The organism is Desertimonas flava (assembly GCF_003426815.1).
Taxonomy (GTDB): domain Bacteria; phylum Actinomycetota; class Acidimicrobiia; order Acidimicrobiales; family Ilumatobacteraceae; genus Desertimonas; species Desertimonas flava.
In genome coordinates, this window is record NZ_QKYK01000009.1 from 30,387 (window position 1) to 54,762 (window position 24,376).

25 protein-coding genes are annotated in these 24,376 nt (G+C 71.0%); 13 read left to right on the top strand and 12 right to left on the bottom strand.

Going from position 1 to position 24,376, the window contains the following annotated elements; translation table 11 throughout:
* Positions 1–6: 6 nt before the first annotated feature.
* From hemW to hrcA, 4 genes are read right to left on the bottom strand one after another with little or no spacing between them, the layout of a single operon-like run.
* On the bottom strand, positions 7–1,095 hold the full coding sequence (hemW, locus tag DN771_RS12560; protein WP_205528561.1) for a radical SAM family heme chaperone HemW: 1,089 nt from the start codon (positions 1,093–1,095) through the stop codon (positions 7–9).
* Positions 1,092–1,787, bottom strand: a complete 696-nt coding sequence (locus tag DN771_RS12565) for an RsmE family RNA methyltransferase (protein WP_116997793.1) — start codon at positions 1,785–1,787, stop codon at positions 1,092–1,094. Before DN771_RS12565 ends, hemW begins: the two co-directional genes overlap by 4 nt.
* A gap of 11 nt (positions 1,788–1,798) precedes the next feature.
* A complete protein-coding gene (gene dnaJ, locus DN771_RS12570) occupies positions 1,799–2,923 on the bottom strand; it encodes a molecular chaperone DnaJ (protein WP_116997796.1) in 1,125 nt (374 codons plus the stop codon).
* The gene (gene hrcA / locus DN771_RS12575; RefSeq protein WP_116997801.1) at positions 2,916–3,926 is read right to left on the bottom strand and encodes a heat-inducible transcriptional repressor HrcA; all 1,011 of its coding nucleotides are present in this window, start codon (positions 3,924–3,926) and stop codon (positions 2,916–2,918) included. The genes dnaJ and hrcA overlap by 8 nt, the downstream gene beginning before the upstream one ends.
* Before the next feature lie 128 nt (positions 3,927–4,054).
* Here hrcA and DN771_RS12580 point away from each other — a divergent pair, with 128 nt between their 5' ends.
* Both DN771_RS12580 and DN771_RS12585 read left to right on the top strand, forming a co-directional pair.
* Entirely contained in the window at positions 4,055–4,390 is a 336-nt protein-coding gene (locus DN771_RS12580) for a DUF6204 family protein (protein ID WP_162941872.1), read from the top strand.
* 3 nt (positions 4,391–4,393) lie between these two features.
* Positions 4,394–4,954, top strand: coding sequence for a TOPRIM nucleotidyl transferase/hydrolase domain-containing protein (locus tag DN771_RS12585; RefSeq protein WP_116997808.1), 561 nt, complete (start codon positions 4,394–4,396; stop codon positions 4,952–4,954).
* Between the two features lie 35 nt (positions 4,955–4,989).
* On the opposite strand, the gene DN771_RS12590 is transcribed toward DN771_RS12585, so the two are convergent.
* Positions 4,990–6,243: a cytochrome P450 gene (locus tag DN771_RS12590; protein ID WP_116997811.1), complete on the bottom strand. Its 1,254-nt coding sequence runs from the start codon at positions 6,241–6,243 to the stop codon at positions 4,990–4,992.
* A gap of 158 nt (positions 6,244–6,401) precedes the next feature.
* Here DN771_RS12590 and DN771_RS12595 point away from each other — a divergent pair, with 158 nt between their 5' ends.
* The 6 genes from DN771_RS12595 to DN771_RS30050 all read left to right on the top strand — a co-directional run bounded on the left by DN771_RS12595 (position 6,402) and on the right by DN771_RS30050 (position 12,170).
* Complete coding sequence (locus tag DN771_RS12595) at positions 6,402–7,253, top strand: LexA family protein (protein ID WP_162941873.1); 852 nt, start codon at positions 6,402–6,404, stop codon at positions 7,251–7,253.
* Complete coding sequence (locus DN771_RS12600; protein ID WP_116997817.1) at positions 7,250–8,323, top strand: ABC transporter substrate-binding protein; 1,074 nt, start codon at positions 7,250–7,252, stop codon at positions 8,321–8,323. Before DN771_RS12595 ends, DN771_RS12600 begins: the two co-directional genes overlap by 4 nt.
* On the top strand, positions 8,320–9,969 hold the full coding sequence (locus DN771_RS12605) for an ABC transporter permease (protein WP_116997821.1): 1,650 nt from the start codon (positions 8,320–8,322) through the stop codon (positions 9,967–9,969). Before DN771_RS12600 ends, DN771_RS12605 begins: the two co-directional genes overlap by 4 nt.
* Before the next feature lie 4 nt (positions 9,970–9,973).
* Positions 9,974–10,906 carry a 2OG-Fe(II) oxygenase family protein gene (locus tag DN771_RS12610; RefSeq protein ID WP_116997825.1) on the top strand — a complete coding sequence of 311 codons (933 nt, stop codon included), beginning with the start codon at positions 9,974–9,976 and terminating at the stop codon, positions 10,904–10,906.
* A gap of 113 nt (positions 10,907–11,019) precedes the next feature.
* Positions 11,020–11,823: a hypothetical protein gene (locus tag DN771_RS12615; protein ID WP_162941874.1), complete on the top strand. Its 804-nt coding sequence runs from the start codon at positions 11,020–11,022 to the stop codon at positions 11,821–11,823.
* Entirely contained in the window at positions 11,820–12,170 is a 351-nt protein-coding gene (locus tag DN771_RS30050; protein ID WP_205528562.1) for a Rieske 2Fe-2S domain-containing protein, read from the top strand. The genes DN771_RS12615 and DN771_RS30050 overlap by 4 nt, the downstream gene beginning before the upstream one ends.
* 7 nt (positions 12,171–12,177) lie before the next feature.
* On the opposite strand, the gene DN771_RS12625 is transcribed toward DN771_RS30050, so the two are convergent.
* Together DN771_RS12625 and lepA are read right to left on the bottom strand one after the other, a co-directional pair.
* On the bottom strand, positions 12,178–12,600 hold the full coding sequence (locus DN771_RS12625) for a hypothetical protein (protein ID WP_162941875.1): 423 nt from the start codon (positions 12,598–12,600) through the stop codon (positions 12,178–12,180).
* A 56-nt stretch (positions 12,601–12,656) separates the two neighbouring features.
* Positions 12,657–14,438, bottom strand: coding sequence for a translation elongation factor 4 (lepA, locus tag DN771_RS12630; RefSeq protein ID WP_116997838.1), 1,782 nt, complete (start codon positions 14,436–14,438; stop codon positions 12,657–12,659).
* 102 nt (positions 14,439–14,540) lie between these two features.
* Between lepA and rpsT the strand changes: the two genes are divergently transcribed.
* Complete coding sequence (gene rpsT, locus DN771_RS12635; RefSeq protein WP_116997841.1) at positions 14,541–14,792, top strand: 30S ribosomal protein S20; 252 nt, start codon at positions 14,541–14,543, stop codon at positions 14,790–14,792.
* A 22-nt stretch (positions 14,793–14,814) separates the two neighbouring features.
* On the opposite strand, the gene holA is transcribed toward rpsT, so the two are convergent.
* Together holA and DN771_RS12645 are read right to left on the bottom strand one after the other, a co-directional pair.
* Positions 14,815–15,777, bottom strand: coding sequence for a DNA polymerase III subunit delta (holA, locus tag DN771_RS12640; RefSeq protein ID WP_116997843.1), 963 nt, complete (start codon positions 15,775–15,777; stop codon positions 14,815–14,817).
* A gap of 24 nt (positions 15,778–15,801) precedes the next feature.
* On the bottom strand, positions 15,802–17,235 hold the full coding sequence (locus DN771_RS12645; RefSeq protein ID WP_162941876.1) for a ComEC/Rec2 family competence protein: 1,434 nt from the start codon (positions 17,233–17,235) through the stop codon (positions 15,802–15,804).
* Between the two features lie 61 nt (positions 17,236–17,296).
* On the opposite strand from DN771_RS12645, the gene DN771_RS12650 reads away from it, so the two are divergent.
* Complete coding sequence (locus tag DN771_RS12650) at positions 17,297–17,728, top strand: hypothetical protein (protein ID WP_162941877.1); 432 nt, start codon at positions 17,297–17,299, stop codon at positions 17,726–17,728.
* Positions 17,729–17,745: 17 nt separating this feature from the next.
* On the opposite strand, the gene DN771_RS12655 is transcribed toward DN771_RS12650, so the two are convergent.
* A complete protein-coding gene (locus DN771_RS12655) occupies positions 17,746–18,540 on the bottom strand; it encodes a ComEA family DNA-binding protein (RefSeq protein WP_116997851.1) in 795 nt (264 codons plus the stop codon).
* Between the two features lie 194 nt (positions 18,541–18,734).
* Here DN771_RS12655 and DN771_RS12660 point away from each other — a divergent pair, with 194 nt between their 5' ends.
* The 3 genes from DN771_RS12660 to DN771_RS12670 are packed head-to-tail and all read left to right on the top strand — an operon-like array spanning position 18,735 to position 21,396.
* Entirely contained in the window at positions 18,735–19,439 is a 705-nt protein-coding gene (locus DN771_RS12660) for a tetratricopeptide repeat protein (protein WP_116997854.1), read from the top strand.
* Positions 19,440–19,454: 15 nt separating this feature from the next.
* Positions 19,455–20,327, top strand: coding sequence for a proteasome assembly chaperone family protein (locus DN771_RS12665; protein ID WP_116997856.1), 873 nt, complete (start codon positions 19,455–19,457; stop codon positions 20,325–20,327).
* 46 nt (positions 20,328–20,373) lie between these two features.
* Positions 20,374–21,396, top strand: a complete 1,023-nt coding sequence (locus DN771_RS12670; RefSeq protein WP_116997859.1) for an LLM class F420-dependent oxidoreductase — start codon at positions 20,374–20,376, stop codon at positions 21,394–21,396.
* 93 nt (positions 21,397–21,489) lie between these two features.
* On the opposite strand, the gene DN771_RS12675 is transcribed toward DN771_RS12670, so the two are convergent.
* Both DN771_RS12675 and DN771_RS12680 read right to left on the bottom strand, forming a co-directional pair.
* Positions 21,490–22,563: a histone deacetylase family protein gene (locus DN771_RS12675; protein WP_116997860.1), complete on the bottom strand. Its 1,074-nt coding sequence runs from the start codon at positions 22,561–22,563 to the stop codon at positions 21,490–21,492.
* On the bottom strand, positions 22,560–24,296 hold the full coding sequence (locus tag DN771_RS12680) for an AMP-binding protein (RefSeq protein ID WP_116997862.1): 1,737 nt from the start codon (positions 24,294–24,296) through the stop codon (positions 22,560–22,562). Before DN771_RS12680 ends, DN771_RS12675 begins: the two co-directional genes overlap by 4 nt.
* Between the last annotated feature and the right edge of the window lie 80 nt (positions 24,297–24,376).

A 24,376-nucleotide genomic window follows, 5' to 3' on the forward strand; every position in this document is an offset into this window, starting at 1 on the left:
TCAGCCTCATCGCAGCCGGATCGACACCTCGTTGGCCATCAGCCGACCGCGGCGGGTGAGCACCACCCGCTGACCCTGACGCTCGACGAGGCCGTCGAGCAGCTCGAGATCGTCGGCGGCCAAGGCGTCGGCGGGCACGCCATCGGTCGTGCGCAAGGAGAGCTGCAGTCCCTCGAGCCGGCGGGTCTCGGCGTCGAGCGTCTCGCCGGCCGCTTCGGTCGAATCCCCTGCCCGCACGGCCGCGAGGTAGCGCTCGGGTGTGCGGAGGTTCCACCACCGACGGCCGGCGACGTGCGAGTGAGCTGCGCAGCCGAATCCGAGGTAGTCGTGCTGATCCCAGTAGAGGCGGTTGTGGCGGCACTCGTGACCCGGCCGGGCCCAGTTCGACACCTCGTAGTTCGCCAGCCCTGCTGCCGTCAGCCGATCGTCGGCCAGCTCGTACTCGTCGGCCTGCACGTCGTCGTCGGGGTAACGCGCCGGATCGGCGGCCAGTGGCGTGCCGGCCTCGACGGTCAACCCGTACGCCGACACATGCGGTGGGGAGAGCGCCAGGGCGGCGTCGAGCGTCGCCGCCCACTCCTCCACCGTCTCGGAGGCCGCGCCGTAGATCAGATCGAGGTTGAACGACTGGAAGCCGACCTCGCTGATCGCGTCGACTGCCGACACCACGTTGCCCGGGTCGTGGTGGCGCCCGAGCAGGGCGAGGATCCGGGGCACCATCGACTGCACGCCGAGGCTGATGCGGTTGACGCCGCCCTTCCGCAGCACCGTGAGCAGCTCGACGTCGACGTCGTCGGGATTGCACTCCACCGTGACCTCGGCCCCGTCGACGACGGGGATCTCCGCCAGGGCGGCGGCGAGCAGCTCCGGCGGCACGAGGGACGGGGTGCCGCCGCCGACGAAGACCGTCTCGACCCGCCGGGTCTCCCGCGCGAACGTGGCCACGATGTCGTCCCGTACGGCGTCGAGATAGTCCGTGACGAGGTGGCCGCGGTCGGTCCAGGTGGCGAACGCGCAGTAGTCGCATCGCGACGAACAGAACGGGATGTGCACGTACACACCGAGTGGCGCCGTCGGCGTCGGCAGCACGGTCACCGACGCTCCCCCTCGCGTTGCCACACCAGCGCCAGGGCCGCAGCGACCGCTGCCGTCTCGACCCGCAGGACGTTCCCGGCGAGCGAGACCCGGCGATCGTCGGCCACGCCGGCGAGCTCCTCGGGAGCCCATCCGCCCTCCGGTCCGACGAGCACCGTCGTGTCGCCCGGTCCCACACGGCGGCCCCCCGGCTCGGCGACCACGATGTGCGGGGCAGCCAGGAGCTCGGCGGCGGGGACCGGGCCGGAGATCTCGGGGAGCCAGACCCGCCGGGACTGCATCGCCGCCTCGAGAGCGATGCGGCGCAACCGCTCCAACTGGCGCGGGGTCCGGTCCGCCCGCAGCTTGACGACGGAACGGATCGCGTCGACGAGCACGATGCGGTCGACGCCGACCTCGGTCGCCTTGGCGACGAGCCAGTCGAGCCGGTCGCCCTTCGGCGGGGCGACGGCGAGCGTGAGCACCGGATCGGGCGCCGGGACGGCGACGGCCGGCCCCGTCGCCTCGAGCACTCCCCCGGCCCCGAGCCGGCACGGCCGCCATCGACCGGCACCGTCGGTCACCGTGACCTCGGCGCCGTCACGCAGTCGCAGCACCCGAACGAGATGGTGGGCGACGGCGTCGTCGGCGGCGGGCGCGCCGACGTCGGCGACGAGCACGTGCGCAGCCGAGCGGCGCAGCACAGGATCCACGGGAGTGCCCGTTACTGGAACGCCGACTTGATGCGGGAGAACAGGCTCTTGTCGGGTTGGCCGACCTCCTCGCCGCGCAGCTCGGCGAGCTGGCGCAGCAGATCGGCCTCGGCGTCGGTGAGCTTCGTCGGCACGTCGACGACGAAGATCACGCGCAGGTCGCCGCGTCCGCGACCCTGCAGGCGCGGCACGCCGCGCTGGCGCAGGATCACCTCGTGGCCGGGCTGCGTGCCGGGCGCGACCCCGATCTCCTCGTCGCCGTCCAGCGTCGAGAGCTTGACGGTGGTGCCGAGGGCCGCCTGCGACATCGAGATCGGCACCTCGGTGACGAGGTCGTTGCCGTCGCGGACGAACCGCTCGTGCTCGGACACCCGCAGGTGCACGTAGAGATCGCCGGGAGGGCCGCCACGTGGGCCGGCCGCCCCACGGCCCGTGAGGCGCAGCGTCGACCCGCTGTCCACTCCTGCCGGGACGTCGACCTGGTACGTGCGCTCGGCCGTGACCCGTCCCTCGCCGCGGCACGTCGGGCACGGCGTGACGACGACCTCGCCGAGGCCACCGCAGCGCGGGCAGGCCGACGTGGTGACCATCTGGCCGAGCAGGCTCTGGCGGACCCGTTGGACCTGACCGGCGCCGTTGCACTCCGAGCACGTGACCGGCTTGGTGCCGGCGCCGGCCCCGGTGCCTTCGCAGTCACCGCAGGCCTGGGGCACCTTCAACGTGACGGGCAGCGTGACGCCGAAGACCGCCTGCTCGAACGTGACCCGCGCGGTGACCTCCATGTCCTGGCCGCGGGGCGGCCCGCTCGGACCGCGACGGCCGCCACCGCCGAACCCGGCCGCTCCACCGAACAACGAGCTGAACAGGTCGTTGATGCCGCCCGAGAACATGTCGTTCATCGACGGGCCGCCGGCTCCGCCCACGCCGGCTTCACCGAACCGGTCGTAGCGCGCCCGCTGTTCGGGGTCGGAGAGCACGGCATAGGCCTGAGACACGGCCTTGAAGTGCTCGGCCGCCTCGGCGTCGTCGGGATTGGCGTCGGGATGGAGCTCCCTCGCCTTCTGCCGGTAGGCCTTCTTCAGCTCGTCGGCGCTCGCCTGTCTCGACACGCCGAGCAGTTGGTAATAGTCAGCCATCGCCTGCCTCTGCCTGTTGCATGCGCCTGCCCAGTCGTTCGCTGACCACCTCGACGGTGGCCAGGGCCTGCGGGTAGTTCATCCGGGTCGGTCCGAGCACTCCCACCGAGCCCCGGTGCTCCCCGTCGACGACGACGGGAGCGACCACGACCGAGCAGGCCACGAGCGGCTGGACGCCGTGCTCGACGCCGATGGCCACCGACATGCCGCGTTCGACGATGTCGGAGACCAGTGAGACCACGACGTACTGCTGCTCGAGGGTGCGCAGGACGTCGCGCACAATGTCGACGGCGTCGAACGCCGACGCCATCGCCGAGGCGCCGCCCAGGTACACGTGGTCGTCGGTGGACCCCTCGACCAGTGCCGTGACCGCCCGGGTGCACACGCCGTCGACGACGGGATCGCCGGAGGGGTCGAGCGGCAGCACCGTGGCCAACGACGACCCGACGCACTGGGCGGCGAGGTGCCGTCCGGCCGCCGCCAGCTGGTCGTCGGAGACGTCCGACGGCAGTTCGATCGTCTGACTCTCGACCACGCCGTTGCCGAGGACGGCGACGACGGTCGCCGTGGTGGCCGACAGGCCCACGAGCTGCATCGACCGGACCACCACGGCCTCGGACCGGGGGCCGACGACGACGGCGGCGTAGTTGGTGAGTCGGGCCAGCAGGTCGGTGGTGCGGTGCAGCATCTCCTCGAGGCGGCCGTGGGCCGAGGAGAAGAACTCGCCGACCGTCGCCGACGATTGCTGGTCGAGCCGCTTGGGCGACGTGAGGTGGTCGACGAAGAAGCGGTAGCCCTTGTCCGTCGGCACCCGGCCGGCCGACGTGTGGGGCTGGACGAGGTAGCCCTCCTGCTCGAGGACCGCCATCTCGTTGCGGATCGTCGCCGGTGACACGCGGATGCCGGGCGCGTCGGCGATGTGGGTCGAGCCCACCGGCAGCGCCGTGGTGATGTACTCCTGCACCACAGCACTGAGGATCGCCGTCTTGCGTTCGTCCAGCATGTCCCGTCCAATCCTACCGAGGCCGGACCTGCCGCTGGCGCTCTCGGCCCGAGAGTGCCAACGAGAGGCACGACGACCCGCCGAAATCCGGTTGGCCCGTCGAACGGCCGCCGCCCAGGATGGGAGACGTGCAGATCTTCCGCGTCATCGTCCGAGGCCGGTTCGGGCCCCTCGACCCGGCTCAACGGGAGGGTCTCGTCGCCACCGCCGCCGACCACGACCTGGTGTCCAGCGGGGCGACGTTCACCGCTGGCGGGACCCTCGCCTACGACGGGCGGATCGACTTCTTCAGCTACCGGATCGAGGTGCGCATCGGCGACGACGACGCCGACGGCCCGGCCGCCGCTCGCGAGGTGGCCTTCGAGCGAGCGACGGCGGTCGCCGCCGCCGACCTCGAACGACGCGGCTTGACATGGCGCCATCTCGAGCCGACCGGCACCAACATGGCCGACGTCTGGAACTGATCCGTGCCCGCGTCCCTCCGCACCGTGGTGCTGGTGGAGGGCGAGAGCGATCGGATGGCGGTGATGACCCTCGCCGCTCGGCTCGGGCGCGACCTGCCGGCCGACGGGGTGGAGGTGCGTCCGCTCGGTGGCATCACCAACGCGCCCCGAGAGATCGTCGCGCTCACCGCCACGCCATCGGTGCGGCTCGCCGGGCTCTACGACGCGGCCGAGGAGTACGTCGTCCGGCGCGGCCTGCGTCGAGCCGGACTCGGCAGCGCCCTGCCGCGTGACGAGATCGCCGGGCTGGGATTCTTCGTGTGCGTGGAGGATCTCGAGGGTGAGCTGATCCGCGCCTTGGGGACCGACCGCGTCGTCGAGGTCATCGGTGCGGCCGGTGAGACCCGCCCGTGGGAGACGATGCGGCATCAGCCGGCGCAGGAGGGTCGTCCGATCGACGCCCAGCTGCGCCGGTTCATGGGGACCCGCGGCGGCCGCAAGATCCGCTACGGCACGCTCCTCGCCGACGCTCTCGACCTCGGCCGAATCCCGACGCCACTCGCTGCGCTGCTCGATCACGTGTGACGTCTGCCGCGGGCGTCACCCGGCGGCACACACGTTCACCACGCGCAGGGCAGACGCTTGATGCCGTTGATGAAGAAGCTCTGCAGGTAGGCGGGCTCGCCGGTGATCTGCATCTCGGGCAGGCGCGTGCGGATCTCGTCGAACATCACGCTGATCTCCCGGCGGGCCAGGTTGGCGCCCAGGCAGAAGTGCGGGCCACCTGCGCCGAAACCGACCTGCGACGGCTGCAGCGGCCGCCGGACGTCGAACCGGAACGGGTCCTCGAACACCCGCTCGTCACGGTTCGCCGAGTTGTACCAGAGCACGACCTTGTCGCCGGCCTTGATCGGCGTCCCGGACAGCTCGGTGTCCTCCGTCGCCGTGCGCCGGAAGTGGATGACCGGCGTGGCGTAGCGGACGATCTCGTCGACGGCGGTCCGGGTGTTTGCATCGAAGTCGTCCCACCAGATCTTCTTCTGATCGGGGTGGTCGGTCAGTGCCTTCATGCCGTGGCTGATCGCGTTGCGGGTGGTCTCGTTGCCGGCCACGGCGAGGAGGATGAAGAAGCTGCCGAACTCCTGCGAGGAGAGACGCTCGCCGTCGACCTCGGCGTGCATCATCACCGACGTGATGTCGTCACGGGGCGTGGCCAGACGATCGTCGCCGAGCGCCTGGGCGTACTGGAACATCCCCATCCCGGCGGCCATCAGGGCCTCGAGCGAGCCGCCATACTCGGGGTCGCCGGCGCCGAGGATCGTGTTGGTCCAGGCGAAGACCTGCTGCTGGTCCTCGAGGGGGATGCCCATCATCTCGCAGATGATCTGCAACGGCAGCGGGGCGGCGACCTCCTCCACGAAGTCGCACTCCCGGTCCGGGTACTTCTCGAGCAGGTTGTCGACGATCGCTGCCGCCTTGACCTTCACGTAGTCATTGACCCTGGCGATCTCCTTCGGGGCGAATCCGCGAGACACGATGTTGCGCAGCCGGAAGTGCTTGGGATCGTCCATGTTGATCATCGAGCCAAAGAACTCGTTGAGCTCCTGGGGCAGGTCGCCGATGTTGCTGCCCTGGCCGCTGCAGAACAGCGCGGCGTTGCGGCTCGCCGCCCAGACATCCTCGTGGCGCACCAACGCCCAGTAGCCCGGCCCCGGCGGGAATGGCGAGTCCTCGAAGACCCGTTCGGCGAAGAACTGCAGGCCGTCGGTGTCACGCAGCGTCTTGAACGCCCCCTCGCGATGGTCACGCGGGGCGGTCCAGAACTCGGGGTCGGACAGGTCGAACGAACCGAGGGGGACGGCGGGTAACTCCATGCAACGAATCTACGAGTGCCGCCCGTCACACTCTCAGTCGAGCGACCCGGGAGTGGCGAGCATCCCCGAGCGTTGCGCGATCGCACGACTCGTGACGACACCGTGAACAGCCACCGCATCCCATGGACAGTCGCGCGCGCCGTTGCTTCACTCGGCGCATGCAAGCTGTCGACCGCCGCGTGCTCAGCTTCATCGCCGAGCATCTGGCCGGCTACGGCTACGCCCCGACGCTCCGTGAGATCGCCACCGCGTGCGGTCTGCGGGGTGTGTCGATGGCCCGGAGCAGCATCGCCCGACTCGTCGCCGCCGGCGCGCTCGACCAGCAACGTGGCCAAGCCCGGGGGTTGACGTTGCCTGTGCCCGCCAGCGACGACCAGACGGCGTTCATCCGCCGCCGTGACGTCGAGCGCGAGAGCCTCGCCGTGCTCGAGCTGTTCGCCCTGATGGAGCAGGGGTACTACCCGTATCTGTGCCGCGCCGCCGCGCTCGCGCCGGATCTGGCCACCGCCCAGGACTGGCTCGAGCTCGTGCACGCCAGGATCCGCCAGCTGTCGGCCCTGCAGGACGCGCTGCTCCGGGCACGAGGCGACTTCGACCGCGAGATCACGACCCGGGCGAGCCGCCACGCGGCTGCCGCGTGGTCGGCGCTGCGTCGCCACTGCGAGGCGGTCAGCTCCTGGGAAGGCTGGCTCGCCATCGAGCAGTACGAGACCGACGTGATCCTCGCTCGCCGCTTCCCGACGTGCGACGTCGCCGCCGCGGGCATCGCCGCAGTGGTCCTCGAGGGCAACCTCGACACCGCCCGCCTCGGCCGGGCGGTGGTCGAACGGGCGCTCGCCCGGGGCAGTGTCCGCGACCCCCAACTCGTCGTACGCGTCGCCCGCGAGCGAGCGCGGATCGAGGCGGTCTACGCCGACATCGGCCCGCTTCTCGACGACATCTGGCCCGCCACCCCTCCCCCGTCCACCGCCGGCCTCACGGCGATCCCACCACGATCTGGAGCAGCATGACGTCTCCCCTGCCCTCGCCCACCCTCTCCCGCCGCCGGCTCCTCCTCACCGGCCTGGTCGCAGGTGGCGCACTCGGCGCCGCGCGGTGGAGTCCTCTCCACGCCGCGTCGGCCGGCGGTCGCCGGCCGACCAGCGCCGAGTTCGGCGACCTCAGCATCGCGCTCAGCTGGATCAAGGACGTCACGTTCGCCGGGGCGTTCATCGCCGATGCGGATGGCCTGTTCGCCGCGGCCGGTTTCGGCACCGTCGACTTCATCGCTGGTGGCGGCAACTCGCTGCCGCCGACCGCGCAGCTGCTGAACGGCGACGTGCTGATCGCCTACAGCGGGCCGGAGGCTGCCGCCGCCGCGGTGCAGCAAGGCGGCGACGTCAAGATCGTCGGGACGCTCTTCCAGAAGAACCCGTTGAGCGTCATCTCACCCGCCGACGCGCCGATCGAGACTCCCGCCGACCTCGCCGGGCGACGCATCGGTGTGTACGCCGGCGGCGAGGCCGCCCTGGAGTACTTCCTGACGCTCAACGGCGTCGACCCCGGCTCGGTCACGCAGGTGCCCACCAACTACGACCCGCTCGTGCTGACCACGGGTGAGGTGGATGGCTACCTCGGCTACTCGTTCGACGAACCCAACACGCTGCTGGCCCGCGGGTTCGAGACGGCCGTCATGCTCTATGCCGACTTCGGCTACAACTCGCTCTCGCAGGCGTACGCCGTCCGGGACGAAGACCTCGATGCCAACCGGGAGGCGCTGATCGCCTACTTCGCCGCCGAGATCGCCGGTTGGAAGGCCAACGTCGCCGATCCGGCGAAGGGCACCGAACTGGTCGTCTCCACCTACGGCATCGACGCCGGCCTCGACCCGGAACACCAGGCGTTGCAGAACGAGTCACAGATTCCCCTGATCGCCACGGAGGAGACGGAGACGATCGGTCTGCTGACGATCTCGCCGGACCTCGCCGCGTCGACGGTCGACTCGCTGGCTGCGGGCGGCATCGACGTGACAGCCGACGACATCTTCGACCTCACGTTGCTCGCCGACGTGTACGAGGCACATCCCGATCTGCTCGGGTGACCGCGCTCCTCGACCACCGGGTGCTGCCGTCAGCTGACGCGCCGCCGTCCGGGCCCGCCTACCCGGCGAGGCCCGAGGGCGGCCGCCTCGCGGCGCGGGCGCGACGCGACCTCCCCACCGTCGCTGTCCTCACCGGCCTGCTCACCGTGTGGGAGGTTGCCGTCCGGATCGTCGATGTTGGCAACGATGCGCTGCCGGCTCCGACGGCGATCGTCGCCGGACTGTGGCGGGACCGGGAGATCTACCCCCGGGCGATCCGGGCGACGCTGAGCGAGGCCGTCGCCGGTTTCGCTGTGGCGTCGGTCGCAGCGATGTTCATCGGCGCGACGTGTGTCCTCGTGCCGGCGGCCGAGCGTCTGATCATGCGGGTGTCGCTGGCGATCTTCTGCCTGCCCCTGATCGCCATCGCCCCGGTCCTCGATCTCGTGCTCTCCGACAACGGCCCGCGGGTCGCGCTCGCCTCCCTCAGCGCGTTCTTCCCGATCGTCATCGCCACCGTGGCCGGATTGCAGTCGGTTCCCCGTCTCGAGCTGGAACTGATCCACGCCCTCGGCGGTGGTGCCGTCGCCGAGGTTCGCTTCGTCCGGCGGCGGGCTGCGGCTCGCGGTCTCCTCGCAGGGATGAGGATCGGTGTGACCGCCGCCGTGCTCGGCGCGCTGATCGGCGAGCTCATCGGGGCGGAACGCGGCCTCGGCGTGTTGATGCTGGTGTCGCAAAAGGGGTTGATGGTCGACCGCACTTGGGGCGTGGCCGTCGTCGCCGCGGCGATCGCCGGGACACTGTATGGCCTGGTCGCCGCCGTCGAACGGCTCGTCGGGCCGACCTTCCCGAGCGACCGCGCCGGCGCCGGGCGGACCGCTCCACGGTCCCGGCGGCGCCGAGCGCTAGAAGCGGTGGGAGTCGTCACCGCGTCGTTCGCCGTACTCATCGGCGGATGGTGGCTGTTCGTGCGGGCGCTCGGGGGCAGCCCGATCCTGATCAAGACGCCGGCGGACGTCGTGCGCAGCGTGACGACCGGTCCCGGGGCGACCATCCGGCGCGAGACGCTGCTCGACGCGACCTGGGTCACCGCGCAGCACGCTCTCGTGGGCATGGCCGCCGGCTTGACGATCGCTCTGGCGCTCGCCCTGACCTTCGTCGTGACCCCCGTGGTCCGCCGACCACTGCTGGCCATCGCCGTCGTCTTCCAGACCGTCCCGGCCGTGGCGTTCCTGCCGTTGTTCGTGCTGCTGTTCGGCCGCCAGCTCTGGTGCGTCGCCGTGTTCGGCGTGGTGTGCGTCCTGTTCCCGTCGCTCGTCACCATGCTCGCCGGGCTCGAGAACGTGTCGAAGCCCGCCACCGACCTGATGCACGCGCTCGGGGGCGGGCGGGCGGCGACGATGCGATTCGTGCGACTCCCCGCCGCACTGCCGTCGCTCTTCGCGGCGACCCGGATTGCCGTCCCCAACGCCGTCACCGGTGCCCTCGTCGCCGAGTGGCTCGCCACCGGCACCGGACTCGGGCGCGTGATGACCACCGCCGGGGCCCGCCTCGACTACGACTCGATCTGGGCGGCCGCCGTCGCCGTCACGGCGTTGTCGGCGATCGGCTATTCGGCCGTGCACTCGATCGAACGATTGACCCTCACCCGCTTCGCAGGAGGCTGACCGCGTGAACACCATCCCCGTCGTCGATCTCTCCGCTGTCCGCTCGGGCAACGGCGTGTACGACACCGCCGCTGCGCTCGACAAGGCGCTGCGGACCGTCGGCTTCGTCCAAATCACCGGGCACGGCATCGACCCCGCCGTCTTCACCGCCGCGTATGACGCGATGACCGCGCTGATGGGCGAGTCCGACGACGTCCGTGCCGCGCTCCGCGACCCCAGCGGTCACCCGTTCTACGGACTCGTCCCACGCGAGCTCGACGGCCGGGTCGTCTACCACCAGTTCGAACTCAACGCCCATCCGAGCCCCGATGCTGCCCGTGCCGCGGGCATCCCCGAGGAGTATCTCTCGCACTTCCGGACCAACCTCTTCCCCGACCATCTCGAGGGCTTCCGGGCGGCGATGCAGGGCTGCTTCGACGCCATGCGCAACTTCGCCCCCCGCCTGCTCGCCCTCCTGGCCGTCGCCGTCGGCATGCCGCCGACGTTCTTCGAGAAGTACATGGAACGCGAGAGCACGTCGTTCGGCGTGGGCGACTACCCGCACCGGGAGTGGATCCCCGCCGATACCGAGATCCTCCCATGGCACACCGATCGTGAGACGCTCGTCAACATGCTGCACCAGCGGGGCACCTACGAGGGCCTGGAGATCCGAACGCTCGCCGGCGATGTGGTCCGGCTGCCGCTCGTCGAGGACGCCCTCGCCGTGAACGTCGGTGATCTGTTCGAGCGGTGGACCGGCGGCCGGTGGCGAGGCACGCCCCACCACGTGGTCAGCGGCGAGCGGGGCGAGTGGCGTCAGTCCATCGTGACATTCTGTGCCCCCGACGTCACTCGTGTCATCCAGCCGCTCGATCCGGCCGGCGGACGCATCGATCCGCTCGCCGAGCCGTTCAACGTGTTCGAGCTCGCCCTCGACCTGCCCCGCCCGGTCGCGTGACCTCGGCCGGCAGCAGGCGGCTGGGGCAACGGTCCGCCCGTCGTGGCGAGACGTTCACGAATGTCCACCGCGGTCTGGAACGGTGCTGGCATCCCGTCGCCCTTTCGGACGTGGTGGGGTCCGAACCGGTCGAGGTCGAGCTGCTCGGCCGGCAGTGGCGTATCGCCCGGTCGGCCGCCGGAACCGTCACGGCCGATCCCGAGCCGGCCGGGCTCCGCGATGAGCTCGGGCTGGTGTGGCTGGCGCCGCAGTCGCCGCCGGAGGCCCTCGATGAACTCGTCGCCTGTCCGTCCTACGTGGACTCGCGGTTCGCCCGGGTGTGGCTCGAGCCCAGTCGGACGTCGGCCGCGGCGGCCCTGCTCGCCGACAACTTCCTCGACATGGCCCACTTCCCGTTCGTCCACGCCGGCACGTTCGGCTCGGCCGACGACGTCCTCGTGCCCCGGTACGAGGTCGAGCGACACGGCGTCGAGATCGGGTACTCGTACGTTCACGGCTACCTCAACGATGAAGACCCGGGCGTGGCGGCGGGGTTGCGTCCGCGGCGTCAGACGCGCCGCGTGACCGCGCTGTTTCGGCTGCCGTTCCAGATGACGCTGACCCTCGAGCACATCGAGTCGGGCGGCACGACGGTGATCTTGTTCACCCTGCAACCCGAGTCGGCGACCTCGACCGTGGCCTACACCTGCGTGCTGCGCGACCACATCGGCGGTGGGCCGGTCGACGTGGCGGCGACGGCGGCGTTCGAGCAGGCCGTCTTGGACGAGGACCTCGCGCTGCAGGCGGACATCGACCTCGACGGCCTGCCGCTCGACCTGCGCGACGAGGTCCACGTCCGGGCCGACGCCGCCGGAATCGAGCTGCGCCGTTGCCTCGCCTCGCTCGTGGCCCTCACAGCGACGGCCGTGGTGCCGTGACGAGCGTCGCCGTCACCGGTTGGCGTCGCCTCGGGCCGGCCGGACTCGACCGCTCGCGCCCGCACCGGACGGTGGTGGACGGCGCGGCCTACGCGATCGTCCATCTCGACGGCCGGTGGCGGGTGTTCTCCGACGACTGTCCCCACCGCATGGCGCGGCTCAGCACGGGCCGGATCGTCGAGGACCGCTTGGAGTGCCCCTATCACGGCTGGCGTTTCGACGGATCGGGACGCTGCACATTGGTCCCGTCGCTCGGCCCGAACGTCGCCATCCCGACGAGGGCAGCCACCTCGCAGGCCGGCGTCGCCGTCGAGCGCGACGGCTCGCTGTGGGCCGAGTTCGGCTGAGGCGTCGTCAATCGGCCAGCGAGCGCGTTCCGGCCGGCGGACTCATCGACCGCTCCAGCCTGGCTGACGAGGCGGCAAGATGGTCGGCCTCGGCCTGGTCGGCGGCCCTGTGGTCGCCGAGCGCCCGGTACGCGTGGCGCAGCACGTCGAAGGGCCCATCGTAGAGCGCCGGGGGGTGACGGAACAGTGTGCGGTCCGTCGCGGCCGCGAGGCCGAGGTACTCGCCGTGTACGACGGCCAGGTTGGCGAACGCGGCGGCGTCGCGGTGGCGGCCGGCGTGGAACGCGGCGTAGCCGGCGTACCAGGCGAGCTCGGCGATCCCAGGGTGCAGCGAGAGTCCGGCGGCACACCGGTCGATCGCCGTGTCGAAGTCGCCGCTCGCCACCCACAGCTGGGCCTCGCGATGGCCCCCAGAGTGTCGACTCCGCATCGCGGGGGACCGTGTCACCTCGGAGTGTGCCCCCTCGGAGTGTCCCCGGCGACTCGTCAATCGAGCTTCAAGGCGGAGATGAAGACGTCGCCGGGGACCTCCACCCTGCCGATCGACTTCATCTTCTTCTTGCCTTCCTTCTGCTTCTCGAGCAGCTTGCGCTTACGCGTGATGTCGCCGCCGTAGCACTTGGCGAGGACGTCCTTGCGCTTGGCCTTCACCGTCTCGCGGGCGATGACCTTGCCGCCGATGGCGGCTTGGATCGGCACGTCGAACATCTGACGCGGGATGAGTTCCTTCAGCTTCTCGGTCATCCGCCGCCCGTAGTCGAACGCCTTGTCGCGGTGGACGATGGTGGCGAAGGCGTCGGCCGGGACACCGTTGAGCAGCAGGTCGACCTTCACCAACGACGACCGCCGGTAGCCGGCCGACTCGTAGTCGAGGCTGGCGTAGCCCTGGCTCCGGCTCTTCAGCTGGTCGAAGAAGTCGACGACCACCTCGGCGAGCGGCATCTTGTAGTGCAACTCGACCCGCTCGGGCGACAGGTACTCGATCTTGTCCAGCTCGCCGCGGCGCGCCTGGCACAGCTCCATGAGTGTGCCGGTGTACTCCTTCGGCGTGATGATCGAGACCTTGAAGTAGGGCTCCTCGACGTAGTCGATGCGCTGGTTCTCGGGCAGCCCCGCCGGGTTGTCGATCTCCTCCACGGTGCCGTCGGTGCGGTGGACGCGATAGGCCACGCTCGGGGCGGTTGCGATCAGGGCGAGGCCGAACTCCCGCTCGAGCCGTTCCTTGACGATCTCCATGTGAAGGAGTCCCAGGAACCCGCACCGGAAGCCGAACCCGAGGGCGCCCGACGACTCCGGGGTGTAGGTGATCGAGGCGTCATTGAGCTTGAGCTTCTCGAGTGAGTCACGCAGGTCCTCGAAGTCGTCGCCGTCGATGGGGAACAGTCCCGAGAAGACCATCGGCTTGGGATCCTGATAACCGGGCAGGGGCTCGTCACTGCCGCCCGTGGCGGTGGTGACCGTCTCTCCGGAGCGGGCCTGGGCGACGTCCTTGATGCCGGCGATGAGGTACCCGACCTCACCGGGACCGAGCTCGGCCACCGGCGTCGGCGCCGGCGACCTGACACCGATCTCGATCGGGTCGTGCAGGGCACCGGCCTGCATGAACCGCAGGCGCTCCTTGCTCCCCATCCGGCCGTTGACGACCCGGACGCTGGAGACGACACCACGGTACTGGTCGAACTGGCTGTCGAAGATCAGCGCCTGGAGCGGCGCGTCGGGGTCGCCCCCGGGCGGCGGGATCTTGGCGGCGATGGTGTCGAGCAGCTCGGGCACGCCCTCGCCCGTCTTCGCCGAGATCCGCACGATCTCTCCGGCCGGGACGCCGAGCACGTTCTCGATCTCGGCGGCGTAGCGATCGGGATCGGCGGCGGGAAGGTCGATCTTGTTCAGGGCGGCGACGATCTCGAGGTCGTGCTCCATGGCCAGGTAGCAGTTGGCGAGCGTCTGGGCCTCGATGCCCTGGGCCGCGTCGACCACCAGCACCACGCCCTCGCACGCGGCCAGCGACCGGCTCACCTCGTAGCCGAAGTCGACGTGCCCCGGCGTGTCGATCAGGTGGAACGTGTGGTCCTTCCAGGTGACCCGGACGTTCTGCGCCTTGATGGTGATGCCCCGCTCGCGCTCGAGGTCCATCGAGTCGAGGTACTGCTCACGCATGTCCCGCGCCTGGACGGCCCCGGTGATCTCGAGGATGCGGTCCGACAGCGTCGACTTGCCGTGGTCGATGTGGGCGATGATGGAGAAGTTGCGGATTCGCGAGCGGTCCATGGGAAACCTCCAGGCTAGAGGCCAATGCCCGCGACGTTGGGGTGCGACCACAACCACGGATAGCCTTTCCGGGCCGTCCGTAGCGATCGACAAGGAACCCACGTGGCCAACATCAAGAGCCAGAAGAAGCGCATTCTCACCAACGCCAAGCGCGCCGAGCGCAACAAGGCCGTCAAGAGCGAGCTCAAGACGCGCGTGAAGACCGCCCTCGCTTCGGTGGGTACCGAGTCCAACGCCGAGGACGTGCGCCTCGCCGTCAAGCGCCTCGACAAGGCGGCGGCCAAGGGGATCATCCACCCCAACAAGGCCGCTCGCAGCAAGTCGCGGCTGCTCAAGTCGATCAACGCGGCCTGATCGCCCGCGGCCGTTCCGGCCGCTAGCGGCGCAGCTTGCTCAACCGGGCAACCAGAACTTCCATCACGAACCGCTCGTCGAGGGCGGTTCGTCCGCGTAGATCGAGATCGGCGTCGGCCAGGAGGTCGATCGCCCGGTGCACGGCGCCCGATCCGAGCTTGCGGGACAGTTCCATCGCCTTGCGCGCCGGGAATCCCGGCTTGATCCCGAGCGCCGCGGCCGCCTCGGCCTCGGTGCGGACGTCGAGACCGTCGAGACTCGCCAGCCTGCCGTAGTGGCTCTGCAGGATCGCCATCACCTGCAACGGGTGGCGACCGCCGGCGTCCATCATGCGCCCGAGCAGTTCGAGGGCCGTGGACGTACGACCGGCGTCGATGGCGTCGGTGAGGTCCCACGGCGGCACCCCGCCGGCGTCGCCGAGAAACGGCTCGACGTCGTCGGGACCGAGGGGACGGGCGTCGCCGTACGTCGACACGAGCGTGCGCAGGATGCCGTCGAGACCGCTGACGTTCTCGCCGAGATGGGTGGTGAGCCGGTCGATGGCGGGGTTGGTGAGCCGCAGTCCGATCGCCGACGCCTCGGCGGCCACCCACGCCTGCCGGTCGCGGGCCCGGTTGGGCGGCGTGGTGGTCGTGACCGGCACGCCGGCCTTGCTGAGCGCGTCGTTGAGCGCCTTCGCCCGCCGGGCGCTCCCCCACTCGATGACCAGCGCCGTCGAGTCGAGCGGGTCCTCCAGGTACCCGATCAGTGACGCCAACTCGTCGGTGTTGAAGCGTCCCACGCCGCGGGCGACGACGACGCGGGACTCGGTGAGGAACGGTGGGGTCTGGGCGGCGTCGACCACGGCCCCGAGGGCGTAGTCGTCGCCCTCGAACTCGTCGACCATCAGCGTGCGGTCGCCGTCGCCGACCAACGTGTGGACCAGCGACGAGACGGCGGATCGCAGGATCGGCTCGTCGTCGCCGACCAGGAAGTGGATCGTCACGTGCGCACCCGACTCATGGTGGCGTCATTGTGACAGAGGGTCGTCACGTTCCCTCCCCGCGCCCGGGCGTTCCGCCGTGCGCCGCGTGCACCGTGCGACGACGCCGACGACGAGGATCCACCCGGCGGCGTTGAGGGTGGGCGGCGGGTCCAGCCGCGCCGCCACCCGGGCCACGCCGTCGACCCAGCGGACGCCGAGGTCGACAGGAATCATCAACGCGGGGGCCGTGAGGCCGGCCGCGCCGGCGAGCAGCGAGGCCGGCAGCCCGTAGAGCATCACGGCGCCGGCCACGGGGACGGCAGCGAGGTTGGCGACGGTGCCCACCGCCGACAGGCGGCCGAAGACGAGCAGGCTCGGCACGGCCACGCCGATCTGGGCGCCGAGGGTGACACCGAGCGGTAGGGCGAGACGGCCGAGCGGCTTCAGCACCCGCACGAGGGTCGGCGCCAGCATCGTGACCCCCGCGGTGGCACCGACCGACAGCCAGAAGCCGATCGAGCGAACGAGCAAGGGGTCGACGAGCAGGAGCCCGATGACCGAGATCGCCAGCAGGCGTGGCGGCTCCCGTTCCCGCCCCGTGGCGAAGGCGACGGCGCCGACGCCGGCCATCGTGCCGGCCCGCAGGATGGACGGCTCGGCCCGCGTCAGCACGACGAACCAGCCGATGAGCGCGACGGTCGCGAACAGGCGCGGCCCCGGCCGCAGCCGCCGCAGCAACGGCCCGGCGGCCGCGACGACAAAAGCCACGTTCTGGCCGGATACGGCCGTGAGGTGCGACAGTCCGCTCACGCGGAATCGCTCGACCATGTCGGGCGGCTGGTCACGGTCGTCGCCGATGATGAGGCCGCGGGCGAGCGCCGCCCGGGGAGCCGGCAGCACCCCGGTGCCGTCGGCGACGAGTCGGCGTACGCGGTTGGCGGCCACGGCCAGCGGTCGCCCGGGCACGCGGTCGCCGTAGTACTCCCGATCGAACCCGCCGACGACGTGCTGCCAGGCCACGCGCCCCGCCCGGTCCCCGTCGAGCGGCACCCGCTCACCCACCGCCCACACGACATCGCCCTGGTTCCACTCGCCGACCCGCAGCCGCGCCGCCCGACCCCGCTCCCATGCTTCGAACCGCTCGCCCTCGATCTGCAGAACGACGCGTGTGGCCCCGTGGGCCGGGGCCGGGTCGAGTGCGACGGTCGCCCAGCCGGCGAACGGCCCGAGGCGATCGGGCTGCAACCCGGCATCCTCCCGATCGGCCCGGACCACACCGACGGCGCAACACGTCACGAGCACCACCGCGAAGGCGGCCCGCCGCACGCCGGCGACGGCGACCCCCACGGCGACGAACAGCTCCGGACCGGCTCCACGCCACACGGCGATCGACACCACCACCGCGGCGACGATCGCGACGGCCGGTTCACCGGGGGCGAGGAAACGTCGCCGGGCTCCGCCCCCGCGACGGCCGGTCAACCTAGACTCTCCCGACGTGCTCGTAGCCACACCCCCTGCGGCTCCCGACACAGGTTCACCCATGACGGATCCCGTGTTCGAAGGCCCCCTCTGGTACCGGGCCCGCATCCGCACGTTCGGACCATTCCTCGCCCTCGTCCTGCCCGTCGCCCTCTGGCTGCTCGACATCATCGTGCGGTCGGTGCTCAGCGGACGCGTTCGCGGCTGGTCCACACTGTTGCTCCGGCTCAGCTCGGCGCCCGGTCTGTTGGCCGTGGGCTACCCCTTCGCCCTCGAATCGGAGCGCCCGATCGGCGTGGTCCTGTCGATCCCGATCTGGCTGGTCGTCGGCTTCGTGGCGTCGAGAGTCGCCACACGCAACCCGGTGGCCCTGTTCCGCGACTACTGGCGGGCCTACGGATGGCTCGCCGCCGCCGTTGTGGTGGGAGCCATCGTGGCCATCGTGCTCGGTGGCGTGCTCACCAACACGAGCCTCGTCACGCAGGTGATCTGAGCGGTCCCGTAAGGGACTCACACCGTCACCGCATCGCGCAGGGCCTCGAGCTTGGCCGGGCCGATGCCGCGCACCGATTCCAGGTCGTCGACCGACGCGAACGGCCCGTTCGCCTCCCGGTGGGCGACGATCGCCGCCGCCGTCGCTGGTCCGACCCCCGGCAGCCCCTCGAGATCGGAGGCGCTCGCCGTGTTGACGTTGACCGGGCCGGACCGCTGGCCTGCGGCCGCGTTGGTGACGCCGCCGCCGGCACCGGCGCCGACCGGCACCGCACCCCGGACCGGCACGGCCACCCGATCTCCATCGACCAGCGGCGCCGCCAGGTTCAGTGCGTCAGGGTCCCCGTCGGCGGACGCCCCGCCCGCCGCGGCGACGGCGTCGCCGACCCGCGCCCCCGCCGGCAACTCGAAGACGCCCGGTGCGTTCACGGCGCCGGCGACGTGCACGACGAGGTCGGCGAGCGACGTGGACGGACCCGGCACGAGGGTGCCGGTCACATCCGTTCGGCCGCCGGGGGCGCTGCCCACCGGATCGCCCGGCGAGGTCGGGGACGAGGCCGCCGACGGCAGCCGCGCCTCGGTCGGCGGCGCCGGGGACCGCAGCAACCACCACCCGAGCGCGACGACGATCGCCACGGCCCCGGTCGACGCCAGCAGGCGCCCCGGACCGATCCAGCGGACCCACAGCCGCAACCGTTCGACCAGCTCAGCAGCCGCGGTCGGGCCTCTCGGGGATGGAGAACGGTCGGCCTCGTCGGCACCGGACTCGCCGTCGTCGGCGGATCGGTGCGGCGATGCGGGGGCAACGGCCATGGCGGCCTCCTCGGTGTCGTCGCCGTCGGGCCCGGATGTTTTCCGGGGCGCGGCGTGCTGACTCGGGAGACGTCGGCGCCACCAGTGTACGCGGCACGTGCGGCCGACGTCACGCGGAGGCGCGCTGCGGTGGTGCCGGAACCCGAGAACAGCCACTCATGGCCTCGGCGCTCTCGGCCGATACCGTTTCGTGCATGTCGATCGACGTCACCGATGCCACGTTCCAGACCGAGGTCATCAACAAGTCGGCCGAGGTGCCGGTCATCATCGACCTGTGGGCGGAATGGTGCGGTCCGTGTCGCACCCTCGGCCCCATCCTCGAGAAGGTCGTCGACGCCACCGACGGCAAGGCCGTCCTCGTCAAGGTCGACGTCGACGCCAACCCCGGCATCGCCCGGGCGTTCCAGGTGCAGTCGATCCCAGCCGTGTATGCGATGCGCGACGGCCAGATCGTCGACGGGTTCCTCGGCGCCCAGCCCGAGCACGAGGTGCAGCGCTGGGTGGACGCCCTGTTGCCCACGCCTGCCCAGTCACTCGTCTCCTCACTGATCGAGGCCGGTGACGAGGCGAGCCTCCGCAAGGCGGTCGAGCTCGAACCGGGCAACGAGAGCGCCGTCGTGGCCCTGGCTTCCCTCCTCGTCGAGCAGGGCGGGTTCGACGAAGCGCTCGCGCTCCTCGAGCGCATCCCCGAGACGGAGGCGACCAGGCAGGTGGCTGCCGCCGCCCGTCTCGGCAACGCCCCCACCGACGACTTCGACCGGCAACTCACCGAACTCCTCCCGCAGGTGAAGGCCGACGACGAGGCGCGTCAGAAGTTCGTCGACATCCTCGAGCTGATGGGCGCCGAGGATCCCCGCACCGCTCAGTACCGCAAGCGCCTCACCCAGCAGCTGTTCTGATGCCTTTCCGACGTCATGGCTGATCATCGATTCACGATCGAGCCGCCGGAGCTCGAGCGTCCCCGGCTCGTGGTGATGCTCGAGGGTTGGATCGACGCGAGCGGAGCCGCGGCGGCCGCGATGGCCGCGATCGAGGCGGAGACCGACGCCCGGGAGATCGTGACGTTCGACGACGACCTGTACATCGACTACCGGGCCCGGCGGCCCACGCTCGAGATCCGCGGCGGCGTGAGCACGCGGCTGGTCTGGACGTCGCCCCGACTCCTGCACGGCCGCGACGCCAACGGGGTCGACGTCCTCCTCTTGACGGGGCCCGAACCGGACATGGCGTGGCACCGCTTCTCCGACACGATCGGCGCCCTCGCCCAACGCTTCGGCGTGCAGTCGATGACGGCCCTCGGCGCCTACCCGTTCGCCACACCTCACACCCGGCCAACGCGGGTCACGGCCACGTCGCCGTCGCCCGACATGCTCGCCACGTTCGGCTACGCCGTGAGCTCGGTCGACGTACCCGCGGGTGTCGCGGCGGCCATCGAGACGACGCTGCACAACCAGGGCATCCCGTCGGCGGGGATCTGGGCGCAGGTCCCCCACTACGTGGCGGCGATGTCGTATCCGGCCGCGTCGGTGGCCCTGCTCGACGCCCTCGAGGCCACCACCGGCGTCTCCGTACCGGCCCAGCTGCTGCGGCGAGAGGTCGCAGTGCAACGCGAGCGGCTCGACCACCTCGTCGCCAGCAACGAGGAGCACGCCCAGATGGTGGCTCGCCTCGAACGGCTCCACGACGACAGTGCGGCCGAGGAGGAGGCCGGCGGACCGGCGCTCGAGCTGCGTTCGGGCGACGAGATCGCCGCCGAGGTGGAGCGCTTCCTCCGCGACCAGAAGTAGCGCGCCGACTCTCGGCGGCGCGGCAGCGAGCCGTACAGTCGGCGCCATGAAGGTCGACGGAGGATTGGCAGCAGGAAATCTCGGCGATGCGGGGCGCAGCGCCGCCGAACTCGAGCAGGCGGGGTATTCGGGCGCGTGGACGGCCGAGACGTCCCACGACCCGTTCCTGCCCCACGTGCTCGCCGCCACGACGACCAGCGAGATCGAGCTCGGCACCGGCATCGCCGTCGCCTTCGCCCGCAATCCGATGCTGCTCGCCAACCTCGGCTGGGACCTCCAGGCGGTGTCGAAGGGGCGGTTCATCCTCGGCCTCGGCAGCCAGATCAAGCCGCACATCACCAAGCGCTTCTCGATGGAGTGGAGCCGCCCCGCGGCCCGCATGCGCGAGATGATCCTCGCCGTCCGGGCGATCTGGGACACCTGGCAGAACGGCACGCCACTGCAGTTCCGCGGCGAGTTCTACACCCACACCCTGATGACGCCGTTCTTCACTCCCGAGGCGTCCGATCTCGGTGACTTCGGGGTGCCCAAGATCTTCCTCGCCGGTGTCGGCCCGGTCATGACCGAGGTGGCCGGCGAGGTGTGCGACGGGTTCATCTGCCACGGGTTCACCACCGAGCGCTACCTGCGCGAGGTCACGCTGCAGGCGCTCGAAGCGGGCCGGGCCAAGGCCGGCAAGACGATGGAGGGCTACGAGATCAGCGGTCCGAGCTTCGTCGTCACCGGCAACAACGACGAGGAACTGGAGAAGGCCGCCATCGGCACCCGCCAGCAGATCGCCTTCTACGGTTCGACGCCGGCGTACCGCCCGGTCCTCGAACTGCACGGATGGGGCGGCCTGCAGGACGAGCTCAACGCGCTGTCCAAGGCCGGAGAGTGGGCCAAGATGGGTGAGCTGATCACCGACGAGATCCTCAACACGTTCGCCGTGGTCGGTCCGCCCGAGTCGATCGCGCCCGAGCTCAAGCGGCGCTTCGGCGACGTGGTGAGCCGCATCTCGTTCTACGCGCCGTACAAGAGCGATCCCGATCGCTGGCGCTCCGTCCTCGACGCCATCAAGGCCGCCTGACCGTCCGGCCGCGGCCCGCCCGCGGCGCCTCCGAGCGACTCGAGCCACGAGCGCGAAGTGTGAGCTCCGGACGCGCAGACCCGCGTTGTCAGCTCACACTTCGCGACTGCTCGAGGCGCTCGAGGCGCCGTGGAGCCAGCTGACGACGTTGTCGCCGAGGGCGGCGTCGGCGTAGCCACCCTCCTGGAGCACCACCAGCGGGCGGCCGCGGGCTGCGACGGCGGCGCCGCAGCGACCGAAGCCCTCGGTGGTCAGGGCCAGATCGCAGATCGGATCGCCGTCGAACGTGTCGAGGCCGAGCGACACCACCACGACGGCGGGGTCGAAGCGGTCGATCGCGTCGAGTGCCTGGTCGAGAGCGGCGAGGTAGCCGTCGTCGTCGAGGCGGGCCGGCAACGGCAGATTGACCGTGGTGCCGGTCCCGCGGCCGGCGCCGGTCTCGTCGGCGTAGCCGAGGTGGTAGGGGTAGGCGCGGGCGGGGTCGCCGTGCAGCGATACGAAGGCCACGTCGTCACGCTCGTAGAAGATCTCCTGGGTGCCGTTGCCGTGGTGATAGTCGACGTCGAGCAGGGCGATCCTCGACCCGGTGGTGCGGGCCAGATGGTCGGCCGCGATCGCTGCGTTGTTGAAGAAGCAGTAGCCGCCGTACAGGGACGTCGCGGCGTGGTGACCGGGCGGCCGGCAGAGGCCGTAGACGATCGACTCGCCGGCCGCCACGGCATCGGCCGACGACAGGGCGATGTCGACCGCCGACCGAGCGGCGTCGTACGTGCCCTCGGTGAGTGGCGTGGTGGTCTCGAAGCACCACCAGCCGAGACGGGCCGACACCCTGGCCGGCTCCCGGACCGCGGCCATGCCGCCCATGCGGTTGCGCAGCCCGGGCATGGCGAAGACGTCGGGCACCACGTCGTGAACGGGGCGCACCTCTCGCTGGTACTCGTCCCATGCCGTCGCCAGGAAGCGCACCAGTCCGGGGTCGTGGACGGCCTCGATCGGCGCCGTCCCCCACTCGGCCGGCTCGGCGACGTCGAACCCGCCGGCGCCATCGAGGGCGGCGCGGATCACGTCGGCCCGGTGCGGATTCTCGAACGGCGGCTGGAACCCCGACGACTCGATCTCGTGCTCGGGATCGTGGCCCCGGTGCCGTTCCGACGCGAAGACCCTCACGCCAGGGCGAGCTCTTCGTCGAGGTACTGCTCACGGCACTTGGCGCGCTGCAGCTTGCCCGACGACGTCTTGGGCAGCGACCCGGGCTGGACGAGCATCACGTCGCGGGGCGGCAGACCACACACCTCGAGCGTGCGGTGATGGACGTCGGACCGCACGGTCTCGAGGTCGATCCCGTCGGCCAGGCGCACCGAGCCGTGACGTGCGTCGAGGCGCACTTCGGCGACAACGACGACGCTCTCTTTGCCCTTGTAGCCCTCGACGCCGATGGCGATGACGTTGCCGGTGCGGACGCCGGGCACGCCGCCCACCGCCCGCTCGATGTCCTCGGGATACACGTTGCGGCCGCCGACGATGATGACGTCTTTGATGCGGCCGCACAGCACCAACTCGCCGTCGACGAGGTAGGCGAGATCACCGGTGCGCAACCACCCGTCGTGGAACAGCGCCTCGGTGGCGTCGGGTCGCTTGTAGTAGCCGGGCGTGACCGACGTGCCGCGGATGAACAGCTCGCCGACGTGACGATTGGGGCGCGCCTCGAACGTGTCGGGATCGACCACCTTGAACTCGAGGCCCGGGACCGGCGGGCCGAGCAGGGCCAGGCGGCGGGCCGTGAGGGCGAGCTCGTCGGGATCATCGACCTCGACGGGCTTGGCCACGTGCTGGCGCTCGAGCACCGTGCGGTCGACGGTGTCGTACAGAACTCCGCGGCCCCGCGGCGGGAACGCGCCGCCGATGGCGACCTCGGCCATGCCGAACGCCGGGAACACGCTGCCGGCACGGAACCCGTGCGGCTCGGCGGCGGCAACGAACGCATCGACGGCGGCCGGATCGACCGGTTCGGCACCCGACAGAGCCAGCGTGAGCGACGACAGATCGAGCGGGGCGGCCCGCTTGAGCGCCCGGGTGGCGAGCACCCAGGCGAAGTTGGGACCGGCCGTGGCCGTCCCCCGATGGTCGGAGATCCACTGCATCCAGGCGCCCGGCTTGGCGAGGAAGTCCTGCGGGGCGGCTTGGACCAGTTCGACGCCGGCGGTCATCGGGATCGACAGGAAGCCCACCAATCCCATGTCGTGGTACAGAGGCAGCCACGACACCATCACCTCGTCGGCGGTGAGCTGGGCGGCCTCGGAGCAGGCGTCGATGTTCGCCGTCAGCACGCGATCGGGGATCATCACGCCCTTGGGCTCGCTGGTCGAGCCGCTCGTGTACTGGAGGATGACGAGGCGATCGGGGTCGGGCGCGGGGACTTCGAGGGCATCGCCACTCGGCACGTTCGGCGCCCCGGGAAGCATGGCGCTGAGCGGCTCGGTGGGCGGATCGCCGGGGGCGGCCTCGTAGAACCCGGCGAGCTGGTCGTCGATGAGCAGGAGCTTGGCGTCGCCGTGGCGGATGCGCGATCGGGTGGAGTTGACGAACTCCTCGAGCGATCCCATGCGCATCGGCAGCGGGAGCACCATCGAGGCGATCCCGGCCATCCAGCAGCCGCGCACGGTGGTGATCAGCGCCCGGCTCGTCGGCCCGAGGATGGCCACGTGATCACCCGGGATGAGCCCCCGGGCCTGGAGGGCGGCGCCCACCGCCCTGGCTTCGTCGTGGATCTGGCGCCACGGCACGTGGACCGGTTGGCCGTCGGGCGTGACGGACGCCCCGACGAACCGCACACCGGTCGGCCGGTCGGCCGCCGCTTCGAGCCGCTGGATCACCGATCCAGCGGCGAGGGTCGCAGTCATACGCCACACGACGCTACTGGTCGCGGCCTCCGGAGCAGGGCCACCGGCGAGGGCCCGATGCCCCGCCGACGCCGACGGAC

Bases quoted from the DNA above. Each gene is read 5' to 3' on its own strand.
- DN771_RS12680 (WP_116997862.1), bottom strand. From the start codon at position 24,296: ATGACTGCGACCCTCGCCGCTGGATCGGTGATCCAGCGGCTCGAAGCG.
- hrcA (WP_116997801.1), bottom strand. From the start codon at position 3,926: ATGCTGGACGAACGCAAGACGGCGATCCTCAGTGCTGTGGTGCAGGAG.
- DN771_RS12665 (WP_116997856.1), top strand. From the start codon at position 19,455: ATGGCTGATCATCGATTCACGATCGAGCCGCCGGAGCTCGAGCGTCCC.
- DN771_RS12600 (WP_116997817.1), top strand. From the start codon at position 7,250: ATGACGTCTCCCCTGCCCTCGCCCACCCTCTCCCGCCGCCGGCTCCTC.
- lepA (WP_116997838.1), bottom strand. From the start codon at position 14,438: ATGGACCGCTCGCGAATCCGCAACTTCTCCATCATCGCCCACATCGAC.
- DN771_RS12650 (WP_162941877.1), top strand. From the start codon at position 17,297: ATGACGGATCCCGTGTTCGAAGGCCCCCTCTGGTACCGGGCCCGCATC.
- DN771_RS12670 (WP_116997859.1), top strand. From the start codon at position 20,374: ATGAAGGTCGACGGAGGATTGGCAGCAGGAAATCTCGGCGATGCGGGG.
- DN771_RS12655 (WP_116997851.1), bottom strand. From the start codon at position 18,540: ATGGCCGTTGCCCCCGCATCGCCGCACCGATCCGCCGACGACGGCGAG.
- DN771_RS12590 (WP_116997811.1), bottom strand. From the start codon at position 6,243: ATGGAGTTACCCGCCGTCCCCCTCGGTTCGTTCGACCTGTCCGACCCC.
- DN771_RS12595 (WP_162941873.1), top strand. From the start codon at position 6,402: ATGCAAGCTGTCGACCGCCGCGTGCTCAGCTTCATCGCCGAGCATCTG.
- DN771_RS12660 (WP_116997854.1), top strand. From the start codon at position 18,735: ATGTCGATCGACGTCACCGATGCCACGTTCCAGACCGAGGTCATCAAC.
- dnaJ (WP_116997796.1), bottom strand. From the start codon at position 2,923: ATGGCTGACTATTACCAACTGCTCGGCGTGTCGAGACAGGCGAGCGCC.
- DN771_RS12625 (WP_162941875.1), bottom strand. From the start codon at position 12,600: ATGCGGAGTCGACACTCTGGGGGCCATCGCGAGGCCCAGCTGTGGGTG.